The following is a 13,326-nucleotide window of genomic DNA, read 5'->3' as shown; positions in this document are numbered from 1 at the left end:
AACCTGCTCTCAAACACAAAAGGGGAACCCATGAGAACTCGGTTTTTTGCAATGATGGCGAGCGCCGCGCTCGTCGTCGCGTCTCCGGCGCTGTCCCGTGACCTGACCGTCGTCGGCTTCGGCGGCGCGACGCAGGAAGCGATGCGCGAAACGCTCTTCAAGCCCTATCAGGAGAAAGCCGGCGCGCCGCTACTGGAGGAATCCTATACGGGCGGCATTGCCAAGGTGAAGGCCATGGTCGAGACCGGCACGACGACCTGGGATGTCGTGCAGATGGACGAGAACGAGATGATTCTCGCCTGCGACCAGGGCCTTTTGGAGCCGTTCGACTGGGCCAGCCTACCGAACAGCGCCGACATCATCGCGCCGGCCAAGTCCGATTGCGGTGTCGGCGCTTTCGTCTGGTCGAAGATCCTCGCCTATGACGGCGACAAGACGAGCGGCGTCACCTCCTGGGCGGATTTCTGGAATCTCGAAAAGTGGCCGGGAAAACGCGGGCTGCGCAAGCAGGCGCGCATGACGCTTGAAGTCGCCCTGCTCGCCGACGGCGCAAAGCCCGAAGAACTCTACGACATCCTGGCGACCAAGAAAGGACAGGACCGCGCCTTTGCCAAGCTCGACGCGATCAAGCCGAGCATCCAGTGGTGGGAAAGCGGCGCGCAGCCGATGGAATGGCTGGCCTCCGGCGAGGTGACGATGACCTCGGCCTATAACGGGCGCGTCATCGCCGCAAACCAGCAGGGCCGGCATTTCAAGATGTCCTGGACCAACCAGCTCTATGCAATGGACTTCTGGGCCATTCCGAAGGGCGGCAACAGGGACCAGGCCTTCGACATCGTCAACTTCATGACGAGCCCCGAGCCGCAGAAGGCCTTTGCGGAGAAGATGGTCTACGGCGTGACCAATGCCAAGGCGATGGACGGCATCTCCGCCGACATCAAGCCGCAGCTGCCGACGGCCGAGGAGAACATGGTGGGGGCGCTTGCCGTCAGCACGCCGTTCTGGGTGGACCACGAAGAGGAACTTCAGCAGCGCTTCAACCGCTGGGTCGCACAATAAGGGAGGATGTCATGACTTATCTTGGGCTTTTTGGCGGGCTGGGCATGCTCGCTGTCCTGGCGGGTGCTCCCGCCGCATTTGCCGATGCCGGCAAATTGACCGTCGTCGGGGCCGGCGGCGTGCTGCAGGATGCCGAGCGCAAGGCCTTCTTCGAGCCCTTCGCGGCGTCCTCCGGTGTGGTGCTGACGGAAGATTCCTATTCCGGGCAGATGGCCAAGGTACGTGCCATGGTCGACAGCGGCAGCGTTTCCTGGGACGTCATGCAGGTGGAGCAGAACACGCTCCTGTCGGGCTGCGCCGAAGGCCTTTTCGAGGAGCTGGACTGGAGCAGGATCGGCAAGCGGGAGGATTTCATTCCCGAAGCCTACAGCGACTGCGGCGTCGGCGCTTTCGTCTGGTCCATGGTGCCGAGCTACGACAAGGCGAAGCTGGCGGATGGGCCGAAGAACTGGGCCGACCTGTGGAATGTCGAGAAATGGCCCGGCAAGCGCGGGTTCCGCCAGACGGCGAAGATGACGCTCGAAATCGCGCTCCTTGCGGACGGGGTTAGCAAGGACAAGGTCTATGATGTGCTTGCCACGGACGAGGGCCAGGACCGCGCCTTTGCCAAGCTCGACGAGATCAAGTCGTCGATCCTCTGGTGGGCGACGGGCGCGGAATCCGTCGAGCGCCTTGCCGCCGGCGACGTCGTCGCCACGGCGACCTTCAACGGCCGCGTCGCGGCGGCGAATGCCTCCGGCAAGGACTTCGCCCTCATCTGGGATGGGCAGGTCTTCGGCATCGACTACTGGGGCATCGTGAAGGGCTCGCCCAACCGGGAGAATGCGGAGAAGTTCATCGCCTTCGCCTCGACCGAGAGCGCCCAGGCGACCTTCCCACAGCATATCGCTTACGGCGTCACCAATCTCGCAGCTATTCGCGGCGTCAAGCCGGAGATCGCAAAGGATCTTCCGACGACCGAGGCGAATATGGCCGCGGCGGTGGCGCTCAACACGGAGTTCTGGGCCGACCACGGCGAGGCGCTCGAGGCGAGATTTGCGACATGGCGTGCGCAATGACGTCGGATGTTCTCCTGCGGCCGCGCATTGGCGCGGCCGACGGCCAGCAGGGGCGGGTTTCCGCCCTTGCCACGGGCTTTCGCGCCGACAGGCGGCGGCAGACGATCGTCAGCCTCGTCCTGATCGGTCCTCTCGTCGCCTTCATCGTCTTCGCCTTCGTGCTGCCGCTCGGCACGATGCTGTTCCATGCCATCAACAATCCCGAGGTCCGCAATGCGTTTCCGACGACGCTTGGCTCTCTGGAGGACTGGGACGGGGTCGACACGCCGCCCGATGCGGCCTTCGAGGCGCTGGCCGCCGACATCCGGGCGGGCGCCGATCCCAAGATCTTGGCGGAGGCGGGCCGCCGGCTGAACTACGAGATCACCGGTTTCCGCAGCCTTCTTGCCAAGACGGTCCGAACGATCCGCAAGGCGCCGGAGGAACCTGCGAAGGCCCAGTTGCTCGCCATCGACGGCAACTGGGGCAACCCGGCCTATTGGCGGGTCATCCAGCGCAACGGCGCGCCGCTGACGGCCTTCTACCTGCTCTCGGCCGTCGACCTGCGCCCCGGCGAGAACGGCGGCGTGCAGATGGCCCCGCCGGAGGAGCGGCTGTTCCTTTCGACGCTGATGCGGACATTGACGATCAGTGCGCTGGTCACGGTGATCTGCCTCTTCGCAGCCTATCCGATCGCCAATGCCATCGTCGCCATCGGCGGACGTTTCTCGGCGATCATGCTGGCCTGCGTGCTCTTGCCCTTCTGGACGTCTCTTCTGGTCAGGACGAGCGCCTGGATCGTCATTCTGCAGAAGGAGGGGGTGGTGAACCGCCTGCTTCAGGCGCTGAACATCACGGATGCACCGCTCGAACTCGTGTTCAACCGGACCGGCCTCTACATCGCGATGGTGCATATCCTGCTGCCATTCATGGTGCTGCCGCTGGTCAGCGTCATGAAGGGCATCTCGCCGTCCTATGTCAAAGCCTCCGCTTCGCTCGGTGCGGGACCCGTCACGACGTTCCTCAGGGTCTATCTGCCGCTCACGCTACCGGGCGTCGGAGCAGGATGCCTCCTCACCTTCATCATCTCCGCCGGTTATTACGTCACGCCCACCCTCGTCGGCGGCGCATCGGACCAGATGCTGAGCTACTTCGTGGCCTTCTACGCCAACACCACGATCAACTGGGGCATGTCCGCCGCGCTCGGTGTCCTGCTGCTGACCTGCATCCTCGCGCTCTACGCGGTTGTCGGGCGGATCGTCGGCATCGGCCGCATCGTTGGAATGGAGTGAGAGATGCCTGTTGCCTTGAGACGTGTGCAGATCGCCTTCTGCTGCCTCGTAATGATCTTCCTGATCGGGCCGACGCTCGTGGTCATCCCGATCTCCTTCAGTTCGGCCAACTTCCTGTCCTATCCGCTGCCGGGCTTTTCCCTGCAATGGTACGAGAAGATCCTGCAGCCGCAGCCCTGGATGTCGGCGCTCCTCAACAGCCTGATCATTGGCGCCGGCGCGACGCTGGTGTCGACGGTGCTGGGGACGCTCGCGGCGCTCGGCATGTCGCGCAGCCGGCTTCCGGCCCGTTCGATGATCCTCGCGGTGGTGATCTCACCGATGATCGTGCCCGTCGTCATCAGTGGCGTCGGCATGTATTTCTTCTTCGCCAAGTTGGGCCTCGTCGCGTCCTTTCTGGGCCTCGTTCTCGCCCATGCGGTTCTGGCGGTGCCATTCGTGCTGATCACGGTCACTGCCACGCTGAAGAACTTCGACATGAACCTTGTTCGGGCGGCGGCAAGCCTCGGCGCGAGCCCGTTCCATGCCTTCCGCACGGTGACGCTGCCGCTAATTGCGCCGGGTGTCATCTCGGGCGCGCTCTTCGCCTTCGTCTTCTCGTTCGACGAGGTCGTCGTCGCGCTCTTCATCAGCGGCCCGGGCCAGCGCACACTGCCGCGCCAGATGTTCGATGGCCTTCGGGACAATATCGATCCGTCGATCCTGGCGATGTCGACATTGCTTGTGATCATCTCCATCGTCCTGATGGGGGGCGGGGCCTTGGCCCAGAAGCGCGCGGCGGCGAACCGTTCGACCGGCAACAGCTAGGCGCCGGAACCTTGTTTTACCGTATCAGTCGATGCCGGAGCGTTGTCGCTCCGGCTGGACATGCTTTTGTGGAGTGAATGGAAATGATCATCGTGACAGGTGCCACGCACGGGATAGGGCGGGCCTGCGTGGAGAGGCTTGCATTGGACGGCGCCCGGGTGGTGGCGACGGGCCGCGATGCGGAGGCGGGCAGGGCGCTCGAGGAGATAGGTCCCGGCGTCACCTTCGTGCCCGGCGATGTCAGCCGCGAGGAGGATTGCCGGCGCGTCATCGACCGTGCGCTCGACCTTGGCGGCGGCGAGATTTCGGGCCTCGTCAACAATGCCGGCATGTCGAAGCGCATCTCCTTCGCCTCCGCGACGCAGAACGATTGGGACGAGGTGCTGGCGGTCAATGCACGCAGCACGTTCCTTTTCATTCGCCATGCGCTGGAAGGCCTGCGGCGCGGAAAGGGGTCGGTCGTCAACATCGCCAGCATCGCCGGAAAGACCGGTGAGGAGGGGCTTGCCGTCTACTGTGCCTCGAAGGCCGCCGTCATCGGCCTCACCCAGGCGTTGGCGCTGGAGTTCGGCGAGGAGGTGCGCTTCAACGCGGTCTGCCCCGGCCAGATCGAAACGCGCATGATGGGCAAGATCATGAGCGACGCCCTGCGCAAGAAACAGCTCGAACTGCGCATCCCCGCCAACCGTTTCGGTGCCCCGCAGGAGGTGGCGGATGTCGTCGCCTGGCTGCTGTCAGGTCAGTCGACCTATGTCAACGGCACGGTCGTGACCGTGGACGGCGGGGAAACCGCCGGCCTGCGCACCCCGCGCATCGCGCAGGTCTAAAACCTTTCCGGCGCCGGCTTCACGCGGCGCCGCGTTCCTCGAAATACCGCAGGAGACTGGGTGAGGCCCGCTGGATGTCGTTCTCGATGGCCTGGCGGGCCTTCTTCTTGTCACCGACCCTGAGGGCCTCGATGAGATGGTCATGTTCCTCCGCGCCGGTATAGCCGTGCGGGATTTCCCGATAGTAGACATTGAGGATCGGCCCCATCGAGACCCACATGCTCTCGATCTGGCCGACCAGCATCGGCATGCGCGACAGGCGGTAGACACCGAAGTGGAAGGCGCGGTTGGAGGAGCGCGCCTCCTCCAGATTGCCGGCCTTTTCGTTCTTCACGAAGGCGGCGTGGAAGCCTTCGAGCTGCGCAAGATCTGCGGCGGTCACGTGGTCGGTGGCATGTTCTGCCGCCAGCCCTTCGAGCGCCATACGGATGAGCTTGATCTGGATGTAGCGGGCGCGGCTGAGGTCCGGCACCGTGACGAACCGGCCGGAGCGCAGTTCCAGCGCCTGTTCGCTGACGAGCCGCAGGCAGGCCTCGCGCACCGGCGTGACGCTGGTCCCGAGCTGCTCTGCGAGATCCTGCATGAGGAGGCGGTCGCCCGGCGCGAAGTTGCCGACGATGAGGCCTTCCCGCACCTTGTTGTAGATCCGGGCGGACAGGCTGCCCGCTTCGCCGGGCTGCATCTCCATAACGCCCATGGGACTTCTCCTCATCTTTGTTGCAGCTCTAGCTGAAATGCCCTGAGCCGCCAATCGCTTATATCTTATCGCTCGCCACGGCGGCGCGACGCCGCAAAAAGTTTCCCGTCTCCGGTGAAATTCGCTTGCACGCGTTTTCTGATAACTTATAACTTATAAAATAGCAAACACGGTTCCGGAGGCTATCTTGCACAATTCGCTGCGGGCGCGCGACATGGCGTACCACTTCCATTCCCAGACCAACCCGCGCAAGCACGAGGCCGAAGGCCCGTTGGTGATCTCGGCGGGGGAGGGCTGCTATGTCATAGACGAGATGGGAAATCGTTATCTCGAAGGCATGGGAGGTCTGTGGTGCGCCTCGCTCGGCTTTCGCAATGAGCGGCTCGCGGATGTCGCGGCGAGCCAGATGCGCAAGCTCGCCACCTACCACACGTTCAATCACCGATCGAACGACCCGACGGTCGATGCCGTCGAGCAGATCGCGACGCTTTCCCCCATCCCGGGCAGCAAGGTCTTTCTCGTGAATTCGGGCTCGGAAGCCAACGACACGATGATCAAGCTCGCCTGGTACTACAATGTCGCGCGCGGCAAGCCCGGCAAGCGCAAGATCATCAGCCGCAAGGGCGCCTTCCACGGCAGCACGGTCATGGGGGCGGCCCTCGGCGGGCTGCCGCACATGCATGAGAGCTTCAACATGCCGGGCCTCAACGTGATCTATACGGAGAAGCCGCACTATTACCGCAACGCCCTGCCGGACGAGAGCGAGGAGGCCTATTGCGCCCGGCTGCTCGCCGCGCTGGAAGCCCTGATCGAGGCGGAGGGGCCGGAAACCATCGCCGCGATGATCGCCGAGCCGATCATGGGCGCGGGCGGCGTCGTCACGCCGCCGGCGGGATACTTCCCGGCGCTGCGGCAGCTTCTGACGAAGCGCGACATCCTGCTTCTTGCGGACGAGGTCGTTTCCGGCTTCGGGCGAACCGGAAAGTGGTTCGGATCCGAGGCCTGCGGCTTCGTTCCAGACATGATGTCGGTCGCCAAGGGATTGTCCTCCGGCTATCTGCCCATCGCCGCGGCGGTGATTGGCGATCCAATCTATCAGGCGATCGCCGACGAGGCCGACCGCATCGGGGTCTTCGGCCACGGCTTCACCTATTCCGGCCATCCGGTCACCGCCGCGGTGGCGGCCGATGTGCTGCGCATCTATCAGGAAATGGATGCCCCGGGTCGGGCCGCTGAACTCGGCCGCCGGCTCTTCGCCGCGCTCGACGCGCGCATTGCGGACCATGCCCTCGTCGGCGAGGTCAGGGGGACTGGTTTCCTTGCCGGCATCGAGCTCGTGGCCGACAAGGCAAGCCGCGCACCCTTCGATCCTGCCCTCAAGGTCGGCGCGCTTGTCGAGCAGCGCTGCCGGGCGCATGGCGTCATGATCCGCAATATGGGCGATGTCATTTCGATATGCCCGCCCTTCGTCATGACACCAGAGGAAGTCGACCAGCTCGTCGACGGCATAGGGGCGGCGCTCGACGATGTCGCCGGCCGGCTTGCAGCGTGAGGGCGTGACGATGGACGATTTTGTCAATCTGGACCTCACCGCGCAGGCGGATCTCGTGAAGTCGGGGCAGGTCACGGCGGGGGAACTGGTCGAGGCGGCCATCCGGCGTGCCGAAAAGGTGAATCCCGCGATCAACGCGATCATCGCGCCGCTCTACGACGAAGGGCGCGCGGCGGCCGCACATGCGGGCAAGGACAGCCTCTTTGCCGGGGCGCCGTTCCTGGTGAAGGACCTCTATTGCCACATGAAGGGCGTGCCGACCACCGGCGCCTCCCGGCTGACCCGGAGCTTCGTGCCCGCCCGGGACAGCGAGCTGATGCGCCGCTACCGCGCGGCCGGCCTCAGCACGTTCGGCAAGACCAACCTGTGTGAATTCGGTACGCTGGGCACCACCGAGCCGAAGCTGTTCGGCCCGACGCGCAATCCCTGGAACGTCGCGCGGTCAAGCGGCGGTTCGAGCGGCGGCGCCGGTGTGGCGGTGGCAGCGGGCATCGTGCCGGCGGCGCATGGCGGCGACGGTGCGGGCTCCATCCGCATTCCCGCGTCGTGCTGCGGCGTCTTCGGGTTGAAACCCTCCCGCGGGCGCATCACGCTGGGGCCGGATCTCGGCGACAGCACGGGCGGGATCGTGAACGAACATGTTCTTTCCCGCAGCGTGCGCGACAGCGCCGCCCTTCTCGACTCAACGCAGGGTTCGATGCCCGGCGACCCCTACACAGCGCCGTCTCCTTCGGGCCGCTATGCCGATGCGATCCGGACGAAGCCGCGCCGCCTGCGCATCGGCTTCACCACGGCCTCCCTGCTCGGCACCGCGGTCGATCCCGACTGCGTCGCGGCGACGATCGAAACGGCGCACCTTTGCGAAAGCCTCGGCCACGAGGTCGTGGAATGTGCACCGTCGATCGACGGGGACACCTACCGCACCCTCTACAAGCGGTTCTGGGCGATGACAGCGACGCGCGCGATCACTGCGCTGGCGCGAAACCGCGGCGAGAACCCGTCCGCGCTCGTGGGCGAGGTGGAGAGCTTCAACCAGTATCTCTACGGTGTCGGCTCGCGGATTTCGGCGGCTGACTATCTCGTCGATCTCAACTGGTTCCACACGACGGGCAGGACGCTGTCGAATTTCCTGCTCGACGTCGACGTCTGGCTCACCCCGACGCTCGGCACGCCGCCGCCGGAACTCGGCCATTTCGATGCCGACAGGCATGGCGGCGAGGCGGTCATGGAGCGCTTCCTCGAATTTCTCGCCTTCACGACCTTCGCGAACATGGCGGGCCTGCCGGCAATGAGCATGCCGCTCTCCTGGACGGCTGACGGCCTGCCTGTCGGCACGCAGTTCACGGGCCGGTTCGACGACGAGGCGACATTGCTTCAGCTCGCGGCGCAACTGGAAGAGGCGCGCCCCTGGGCGCTGCGCCGCCCCGCGGTCCACGCGGCTGAATGACAGATAAAAGGGGAACCAGAATGTCATCCTCCAACTACGTCGAATTCCTCAACATCGATAAGAGCTACGACGGCCGCAGCCTCGTGGTCGATGATCTCAACCTCACCATCGCGAAGGGCGAGTTCCTGACCATGCTCGGGCCGTCCGGCTCGGGAAAGACGACGAGCCTGATGATGCTGGCGGGCTTCGAGGCGCCGAGTTCCGGCAGCATCCGGATCGACGGGCGGTCGCTGGAAGCCGTGCCGCCGCATCGCCGGAACATCGGCATGGTGTTCCAGAACTATGCGCTCTTTCCTCACCTCACGGTCGCCGAAAACCTCGACTACCCCTTGCGGGTTCGAAAGATCGCGAAAGGGGAGCGGGCTGGCCGCGTTCGAAGGGCGCTGGATATGGTCCAGATGGGGGCGATGGGCGAAAGAAAGCCCGCCCAGCTTTCCGGCGGACAGCAGCAGCGTATCGCGCTCGCCCGCGCCATCATCTTCGAGCCGGATGTGGTGCTGATGGACGAACCGCTCGGCGCCCTCGACAAGAACCTGCGCGAGCATCTCCAGCTCGAGATCAAGCATCTCCACGAGCGCCTCGGGATCACCGTCGTCTATGTCACGCATGACCAGTCCGAGGCGCTGACCATGTCCGACCGCGTCGCCGTGTTCAATGCCGGCAGGATAGACCAGCTTGCCCCGCCCAGCGAACTCTACGAGCGTCCCGCGACGGCCTTCGTCGCCGGTTTCATCGGCGAGAACAACCGGTTCACCGGCAAGATCGTCAGCAGCGAAGCCGGCGAATACGGCGTGCGCACGGAGGACGGGCAGGTCATCAGCGTCTCCAGCAGCGCGGCCTTCTCGAAGGGCCAGCCCGTCATCGTCTCCCTGCGTCCGGAGCGGCTCTATGTCGACCAGGCCGCAGCCTGCGCAAACCGCTTTTCCGGAACCGTCGACGAGGTCATCTATCTCGGCGACCACCGACGGGTTCACGTCCGTTTCGGGGAGAACGCGACGCTCGTCGCCAAGATCCCCAATGCGGGCACGGGCACCGATATCGCGCCTGCGCAGGCCATTTCGCTCGGCTGGAACAGCCGCGACGCCGTTCTGATCCCGGCCTGACATGAAGGCGGTCTATTCCGACCGGCACCGGCTGCACAGCCCGGGCACCGTCGTCGAAGGCGGCGTTGCCCGGCCGAGCCGGGACGTGCCCGCCCGTCTCGATGCGCTCTTGCGGGCGGTGCGGCGCGCCGGACTTGCGGTCGTCGATGCCGTCGATCACGGCAGGGCACCGCTCGCGGCCGTCCATACGGATCGCTATCTCGACTTTCTCGCTGCATCGGAAGGTATGAAGCACGGGCCGCTCGCGCCCGCCATCTTCGAAAGCCGTCCCGATGCCTATCGGCCGGACTGGTCGCTGATCGCCAAGGCGGGTTTCCATCTGCGTGACCAGCTGACACCTCTTGGCGAGGGCACATGGCAGGCCGCATACTGGGCGGCGCAGGTGGCGCTTACCGCCGCTGCGTTCATCCGCGAGGGGGAGCGGCGGGCCTATGCGCTCTGCCGGCCATCGGGCCATCACGCCGGCCGCGACTTCGGCGGCGGCGCGACCTATCTGAACAATGCCGCCATTGCGGCACGGGCGCTTGCCGCATCCCTCGGGCGGGTAAGCCTCATCGATATCGACGTCCACCACGGCAACGGCACGCAGGAGATATTCTGGGAGGATCCAGATGTGTTTTTTGCTTCCTTGCACAGGTCCCCAGCCAGTTACTATCCGCACTGCACCGGTTTTGCCGACGAGACAGGGGGACGATCCGCCTCGCACCTCACACTGAACCATCCGCTACCTGAGGAAACCGGTGATGAGGCCTATATTACAGGTTTTATGGCATGCCTTAACGCGGCGCTCGCAAATAAGCCCAGTGTCCTAGTCATCTCTCTTGGTTTCGATACACTGGAAAGCGATCCCGCTAAGGGGCTTCAACTTTCCATTGAAGCATTTCGCAAGATTGGAGAGATGCTTGCAAAAATTGAATGCCCGGTGCTTTTGATCCAAGAGGGAGGGTATGATCTGACAAAGCTCGAAGACGCTGCTTTGACGTTCCTATTGGGACTAGGTGTTTGATCAGAACGCCGTGTCCTCAAGGTTCTCGAGGTCGATGGACGACTGCCGAAACCCTTTTCCCATCCTCAATTCCCGTGGTGTCTTCCCGAAAGCCCTGCGTATGTGGCGTGCGAAGTGAAATGGATCCTGATAGCCGCAGTCATAAGCGATTTGGCCAATCGGTGTTCCGCATTATCGAATAAGCAATTGTCTGGGTCGCCTCCCTCCCCAAAAGCCAAGTCTGGATGGGTCAACTGACCGCAAACGACAAGCTGCCAACCTAGACCGGGAGCGATCGTGATCCGCGTCGAGAACGGCTTAGGCGCGGGCATCGGTGTGCGTGCTCCCCGGCTCTCACGCAGGCAGCTGTCGGGGGACAGGGCCAGCAAAGCCGTGATTTCCCTGCTCCGCCTGTACGTAACGCCGTGATCCGAGATTGGTAACAGCGGCCATCCCAACCCTTCGCCAGTCGGCCTGTGTACGTCGATCTCCTCGCGGCAGAGCTCACCAGGAGTGGGGCCCGCTTCGAGATCGCGGACGACGCTTTGGCTGACCGAGGGGGAGGAACCGGGGACCACGTCAGACGTTTCTCGCCAGGCGTCCCAACTCTCGGCGCTTGGCGCGTCGCTGACCGGCGATCCTTCATCGTATAACAGGAGGAATCCATGACCACGCATAAGGTCGGCTACCTCATTGGCAGCCTCGCCAAAGAATCGATCAACCGCAAACTCGCCAAGGCGCTGGTTCGACTAGCTCCGCCGGAGCTCGTCATGTCAGAGATTTCCTTCAAGGATCTGCCGCTTTACAGCTACGATTATGACGCCGACTATCCTGCGGTCGGCAAGGCGTTCAAGGATGCCATTACGGCCGTCGATGCCGTACTGTTCGTTACCCCGGAATACAATCGTTCGATACCGGGTGGACTGAAGAATGCGATCGACTGGGCGAGCCGTCCATACGGCAACAATTCATTTGCTCGGAAGCCGTCGGCAGTCATCGGCACGTCGCCAGGCGCGATCGGCACCGCTGTCGCCCAGCAGAGCCTGCGCAGCGTGCTCAGTTTCTGCAACTCGCCTCAGATGAACGCTCCCGAAGCTTATATCCAGTTCACGCCAGGTCTGATCACCGACGATGGCGAAGTCACCAACGAGGAGACCGCCAAGTTTCTGCGCAACTACATGGCGGCATTCCATGTCTTCATTGCCCGGGTCCGGTCAGCCTTGCCTAAAGACGCATAGGCTTCCGTTGTCATCATCGCTCTGCGCGTTTCATTGAGAATGCCGAAGGCGGACGGACCACACCGTCCATAGTCGCATTCACCAAGGACGGGGAAATCCTCGTGGGTCAGCCCGCCAAACGGCAGGCCGTGACCAATCCAGAAAACACGATCTTTGCCATCAAGCGCTTAATCGGGCGCCGATACGACGATCCGACCGTCGAGAAGGACAAGGGCCTTGTGCCCTATAAAATCACCAAGGCTGACAATGGCGATGCTTGGGTCGAGGCGATGGGCAAAAAATACAGCCCAAGCCAGATCAGCTCCTACATACTGGTCTGATATATCGCCCCTGGGATGCAACTCGACCGAATTCCGGCTCAGGCAGCTCTTTGCTCTCCTCCCTTGCCAGCTGGATCGCGGTCATCGACCGCAAAAGCAGGGCTAATGAAGGCTTTGATCGGCAGATGATCCGAAGCCGCCCGTGCGAGCGGCGTGTTATGCACGCTCACCGATAAAACGATATCCCTGCGGTTTGCAATAATGCGGTCCAGTGCCAGCAGCGGCAGTCTGGAAGGAAAGCTCGGAACAGCCGGTGGCAGTTGTCCGAAAGCTGCCTCGAACATGCTGAGCGCAGAGCGGTCGTTTACGCGCCATTCGTTGAGGTCGCCCAGAAGCAATGTAGGCTTCCCATCGTCGTCGTCCATGATATCCAAAATCATGCGGACCTGACGGGTACGCGAATGACGCAGAAGCCCGAAATGCGCTGCTATGATCCTTATCGTGCTTCCCGCCTTCAACTCGATTTCCGTGACGATCGCGCCGCGCGGCTCCAGCCCAGGAAGCTTGATCTGATGCACGTCGCGAACGGCGCCACGCCTGAAAAGCACGACATTTCCATGCCAACCATGCGCCTTGGCACTTCCAAAAACAGGCACCAGTGCGAGGCCTGCTTCCCGTTCGAGATGGACGAGGTCGAGCAGACCTTCACGGTTTCCAAAACGCCTGTCGGCTTCCTGCAACGCAATGACGTCCGCGCCAATCTCGCGAATGACCCGGCCTGTGCGCTCTGGGTCGAACTTTCCATCGGTGCCGACGCATTTGTGAACGTTGTACGAGGCTACGAGCACTCCGGGTATCTCGCTGCGCTCCATCGCCCGTCCCGCATAGTCCCTACGCTTCCGGATCTGCCGAAGTATGCTTTCGCGAAGACCGCTACCGCCCCACCTATACATATCCTCTTCTCCTTGGGGGCCGCGAGGTTAGCTCCCTTGCATCCGTTGGATACCTTCGGCTTATGTAGA

13 protein-coding genes and 1 pseudogene are annotated in these 13,326 nt (G+C 63.4%); 11 read left to right on the top strand and 3 right to left on the bottom strand.

Annotated elements, in window-relative coordinates:
• Positions 1–30 precede the first annotated feature (30 nt).
• From M2281_RS25690 to M2281_RS25670, 5 genes are all read left to right on the top strand, one after another.
• Positions 31–1,059: an ABC transporter substrate-binding protein gene (locus M2281_RS25690; protein WP_280824056.1), complete on the top strand. Its 1,029-nt coding sequence runs from the start codon at positions 31–33 to the stop codon at positions 1,057–1,059.
• A gap of 11 nt (positions 1,060–1,070) precedes the next feature.
• Positions 1,071–2,117, top strand: coding sequence for an ABC transporter substrate-binding protein (locus tag M2281_RS25685; RefSeq protein ID WP_280824055.1), 1,047 nt, complete (start codon positions 1,071–1,073; stop codon positions 2,115–2,117).
• Positions 2,114–3,388: an ABC transporter permease gene (locus tag M2281_RS25680; RefSeq protein WP_280824054.1), complete on the top strand. Its 1,275-nt coding sequence runs from the start codon at positions 2,114–2,116 to the stop codon at positions 3,386–3,388. Before M2281_RS25685 ends, M2281_RS25680 begins: the two co-directional genes overlap by 4 nt.
• A 3-nt stretch (positions 3,389–3,391) precedes the next feature.
• The gene (locus tag M2281_RS25675) at positions 3,392–4,195 is read left to right on the top strand and encodes an ABC transporter permease (protein WP_280824053.1); all 804 of its coding nucleotides are present in this window, start codon (positions 3,392–3,394) and stop codon (positions 4,193–4,195) included.
• Positions 4,196–4,278: 83 nt separating this feature from the next.
• On the top strand, positions 4,279–5,022 hold the full coding sequence (locus M2281_RS25670) for an SDR family NAD(P)-dependent oxidoreductase (RefSeq protein ID WP_280824052.1): 744 nt from the start codon (positions 4,279–4,281) through the stop codon (positions 5,020–5,022).
• A gap of 19 nt (positions 5,023–5,041) precedes the next feature.
• On the opposite strand, the gene M2281_RS25665 is transcribed toward M2281_RS25670, so the two are convergent.
• Positions 5,042–5,719 carry a GntR family transcriptional regulator gene (locus M2281_RS25665; RefSeq protein WP_280824051.1) on the bottom strand — a complete coding sequence of 226 codons (678 nt, stop codon included), beginning with the start codon at positions 5,717–5,719 and terminating at the stop codon, positions 5,042–5,044.
• Positions 5,720–5,906: 187 nt separating this feature from the next.
• On the opposite strand from M2281_RS25665, the gene M2281_RS25660 reads away from it, so the two are divergent.
• The 4 genes from M2281_RS25660 to M2281_RS25645 are packed head-to-tail and all read left to right on the top strand — an operon-like array spanning position 5,907 to position 10,827.
• Positions 5,907–7,271: an aminotransferase gene (locus tag M2281_RS25660; RefSeq protein ID WP_280824050.1), complete on the top strand. Its 1,365-nt coding sequence runs from the start codon at positions 5,907–5,909 to the stop codon at positions 7,269–7,271.
• Positions 7,272–7,281: 10 nt separating this feature from the next.
• On the top strand, positions 7,282–8,718 hold the full coding sequence (locus tag M2281_RS25655) for an amidase (protein ID WP_280824049.1): 1,437 nt from the start codon (positions 7,282–7,284) through the stop codon (positions 8,716–8,718).
• A 20-nt stretch (positions 8,719–8,738) separates the two neighbouring features.
• The gene (locus M2281_RS25650; protein ID WP_280824048.1) at positions 8,739–9,821 is read left to right on the top strand and encodes an ABC transporter ATP-binding protein; all 1,083 of its coding nucleotides are present in this window, start codon (positions 8,739–8,741) and stop codon (positions 9,819–9,821) included.
• Position 9,822: 1 nt separating this feature from the next.
• Positions 9,823–10,827, top strand: a complete 1,005-nt coding sequence (locus M2281_RS25645; protein WP_280824047.1) for a histone deacetylase family protein — start codon at positions 9,823–9,825, stop codon at positions 10,825–10,827.
• On the opposite strand, the gene M2281_RS29280 is transcribed toward M2281_RS25645, so the two are convergent.
• A complete protein-coding gene (locus tag M2281_RS29280) occupies positions 10,828–10,986 on the bottom strand; it encodes a helix-turn-helix domain-containing protein (RefSeq protein ID WP_425537807.1) in 159 nt (52 codons plus the stop codon).
• 485 nt (positions 10,987–11,471) lie between these two features.
• On the opposite strand from M2281_RS29280, the gene M2281_RS25640 reads away from it, so the two are divergent.
• Positions 11,472–12,044 (top strand): NADPH-dependent FMN reductase, encoded by a 573-nt coding sequence (locus tag M2281_RS25640; RefSeq protein WP_280824046.1) that lies wholly within the window; start codon positions 11,472–11,474, stop codon positions 12,042–12,044.
• Between the two features lie 20 nt (positions 12,045–12,064).
• Positions 12,065–12,358: pseudogene (locus M2281_RS25635) on the top strand (Hsp70 family protein); the annotation flags it as partial.
• A 44-nt stretch (positions 12,359–12,402) separates the two neighbouring features.
• On the opposite strand, the gene M2281_RS25630 reads toward M2281_RS25635, so the two are convergent.
• On the bottom strand, positions 12,403–13,257 hold the full coding sequence (locus M2281_RS25630) for an endonuclease/exonuclease/phosphatase family protein (protein ID WP_425537803.1): 855 nt from the start codon (positions 13,255–13,257) through the stop codon (positions 12,403–12,405).
• Between the last annotated feature and the right edge of the window lie 69 nt (positions 13,258–13,326).

This window comes from Pseudaminobacter soli (ex Li et al. 2025), from assembly GCF_029892515.1.
Classification (GTDB): domain Bacteria; phylum Pseudomonadota; class Alphaproteobacteria; order Rhizobiales; family Rhizobiaceae; genus Pseudaminobacter; species Pseudaminobacter soli_A.
Note: the sequence above shows the minus strand (reverse complement) of the source record. Positions and strands in the feature narration are given on the sequence as shown.